This window comes from Caulobacter sp. D5 (assembly GCF_003185805.1).
Taxonomy (GTDB): Bacteria; Pseudomonadota; Alphaproteobacteria; order Caulobacterales; family Caulobacteraceae; genus Caulobacter.
The window spans coordinates 1-2,648 of sequence record NZ_QHJY01000572.1 but is presented as its reverse complement, the minus strand read 5'-3'; the positions used below and the strand labels follow the sequence as shown (position 1 = coordinate 2,648).

Below are 2,648 nucleotides of genomic sequence, written 5' to 3'. Positions count from 1 at the left end.
AATTAACCCCAGGCCAATTAACCCCAGGCCAATTAACCCCAGGCCAATTAACCCCAGGCCGCCAGCAGACCGCGCAGTCCGGCCACGAAGGCCAGCGGCTGGTCGAGCATGACGTGGTGGTCGGCGTCGGGCACGGGCAGGCGCAGCACGGCGTCGGGCATCTGGGCGATCATGTAGTTCAGGGTCTCGGCGTGCATCAGGCCCGAGCGCTCGCCCCACATCAGGGCGGCGGGGCAGGCGATTTCGGTGAGCAGCTGGCCAAGGTCCGGCATCGAGAACCGCTGCCAGATCGCCGGGTCGAACTTCCAGGTCCAGCCGCCCTCGACTTCCTTCAGCGAGCGGCGGGCGATGTAGTCGGCGATGTAGAGGTTTTCGCAAGGCTGGGGAGGGGCCAGGCGGAAGCGGGCCAGGGCCTCTTCCAGGGTCGGATAGACCTTGGTCCCGAAGCCAGAGCGCGGCGGCGGACCCTTCCAGCGCTTTTCCGGCGGCTGGATGCTGGTGTCGACCAGGATCGCCCCGCGCAGGCGCTCTGGGTGGCGGGCCGCGCAATAGAGGGTGGGAAAGCCGCCGAACGAGTGGCCGACGAAGATCGGCTTCACCCCGCCGGCCTCCAGCTGCGCGGCCTCGACCGCGGCGAAGGCCTCAGCCGCGAAGGTCTCGGCGCTGTAGGCCTCGCGCCAGCCGCTGCTTCCCATGCCGGCCCAGGAGATGGCGGCGATCCGCCAGTCCTTGGCGAAGGAGGGCGCGATGAAGCTCCACCAGTCGGCGTGGGCGCCGTTGCCGTGCAGGAACAGCAGGCCCGGCTTGCCGACCTCGCCCCAGGTCAGGAGTTCGATGGGCGTTCCCAGGACGTCGATGGTCGAGCGCTCGGGCTGGTGGGCGATCGCCGCGTCGAACCAGGCGGGGGCGGGCGGCGGCGCGCCGTGGAACGGGGCCAGCAGCGAGGCGGGGGCGTGGTCGTCGGCCATGGCTCAGCCCTCCTCGCGGAAGGCGACCTCGCCGGGGCGGGGCTTGCGGGGAGAGAGCGCCTTGAAGATCCCCGTGCCGGTCATCAGGGTGCGCTCGCCGGTCCAGATGCGGCCGCGCACGGTGAAGACCAGGTCCTCTTCGGCCAGCAGCTCGCCCCGACCCTCGACGAATTCGCCCAGCTGCGCGCCGGACAGGAAGTCGGTCATCAGCCGCACGGTCACCCACGAATAGGACTTCTGCAGCGAGATGATCCGGCCCCAGGCCATGTCGGCGAAGCTCATCAGCATGCCGCCGTGGCAATTGCCCAGGCCGTTGGTGTGGTGCTCCTCGACCCGGAAGCCCAGCGTGGCCTCGCCCGGCCCGTCGGCGCGCTCGTACAGTGGCCCGATCTGTCGGCCGAACCCCCGCGTCCAGTTCAGCTGGGCGTAGCCGGGCGGGATGGCGGCGCTCTGGGCCTCGGTCAGGTCGTCGGACATGGGGGAAGTCTAACGGTCGTTTGAATGCGCCCGCAAGACCCTCTCCCCGTGGGAGAGGTGTCGGCGCAGCCGACGGAGAGGGGAGTGGTGCGAAATCGGCCAGCTTCTCAGCAGCTGAAAACGTGCCCCTCCGGCCCTCCGGGCCACCTCCCCCTGAGGGGGAGGATCTTGTTGGACGCGTTCGCTCTTCGAGATGCTCCCCCTCTGGGGGAGCTGTCGCGGAGCGACTGAGGGGGTCTTCCCTACGCCCGAACCTCGCCGAACTTCCCGGCCTGATAATCCTGGATCGCCTGGATGATCTCCTCGCGCGTCGTCATCACGAACGGCCCGTGCGAGACGACTGGTTCGCGGATCGGGTCGGCGTGGCCGAGCAGCAGCACCGCGCCGTCGGCCGACGACAGCTCCAGGCCTTCGCCGTCGGTCAGCTCGACGAGGTTCGCCGCCCCCGCCGTCCGGTCGCCGATCGTGATCGAGCCACGCACCACGTAGAGGAAAACGGCTCGTCCGGCCGGGATCGGCAGCGACAGGTCAGCGCCGGCCTCCAGCCGCGCGACGCTCATGGCCACGCCGGTCAGCGACTCGATCGGGCCGGCCACGCCGTCGATCTCGCCCGAGATCAGCTCGATCGTCGCGCCGTCCTTCTCGATCTTGGGGATGTCCGGCGCCTGCAGGCCGACATAGCGCGGCGCGGTCATCTTCAGACGCCTGGGCAGGTTGACCCACAGCTGCAGGATCTCCAGCGGCCCGCCGCTGCGCTTGAAGGCCTCTGGCGACAGCTCGGCGTGCACCAGGCCGCTGCCGGCCGTCATCCACTGCACCCCGCCGGCGTCGATGACGCTCTCGTGGCCGCCGCTGTCCAGGTGCGACAGCTGGCCCTCGAGGATGAAGGTCACGGTCTCGAAGCCGCGATGCGGATGCGGCCCGAACGGCAGTCCGCGATTGTTCGGGCGGTAGGTCTGCGGGCCGTGGTGGTTGAGGAACAGGAACGGGTCCAGCTGGTCGATGGCCGGGCCGGGCAAGGGGCGACGGGTCGAGAGGTCGCCGATGTCGTCGCGATAGGCCGCGTGCAGGCGGGCGATGGTGCGGGTGGTCATGACGTCTCTCTACGCCTTCACTGATTCATCTTCATTGCCTTCCTCGCCCTTGTGGCGAGGATCCATGCTGGCGCCCGCGCAGACCTGAGCCGATCGGCAAAGGTCTGAG

Annotated in this window: 3 protein-coding genes; all 3 read right to left on the bottom strand. The window is 69.4% G+C overall.

Features of this window, described 5'->3' with window-relative positions; all coding sequences use genetic code 11:
* Positions 1-47: 47 nt before the first annotated feature.
* Positions 48-968 (bottom strand): alpha/beta fold hydrolase, encoded by a 921-nt coding sequence (locus DMC18_RS25385; protein WP_110121366.1) that lies wholly within the window; start codon positions 966-968, stop codon positions 48-50.
* A 3-nt stretch (positions 969-971) separates the two neighbouring features.
* On the bottom strand, positions 972-1,445 hold the full coding sequence (locus tag DMC18_RS25380) for a PaaI family thioesterase (RefSeq protein ID WP_110121365.1): 474 nt from the start codon (positions 1,443-1,445) through the stop codon (positions 972-974).
* A 242-nt stretch (positions 1,446-1,687) separates the two neighbouring features.
* Positions 1,688-2,539, bottom strand: coding sequence for a pirin family protein (locus DMC18_RS25375; RefSeq protein WP_110121364.1), 852 nt, complete (start codon positions 2,537-2,539; stop codon positions 1,688-1,690).
* Between the last annotated feature and the right edge of the window lie 109 nt (positions 2,540-2,648).

Coding starts and splice junctions, on each gene's coding strand:
- DMC18_RS25385 (WP_110121366.1), bottom strand. CDS start 968: ATGGCCGACGACCACGCCCCCGCCTCGCTGCTGGCCCCGTTCCACGGC.
- DMC18_RS25380 (WP_110121365.1), bottom strand. CDS start 1,445: ATGTCCGACGACCTGACCGAGGCCCAGAGCGCCGCCATCCCGCCCGGC.
- DMC18_RS25375 (WP_110121364.1), bottom strand. CDS start 2,539: ATGACCACCCGCACCATCGCCCGCCTGCACGCGGCCTATCGCGACGAC.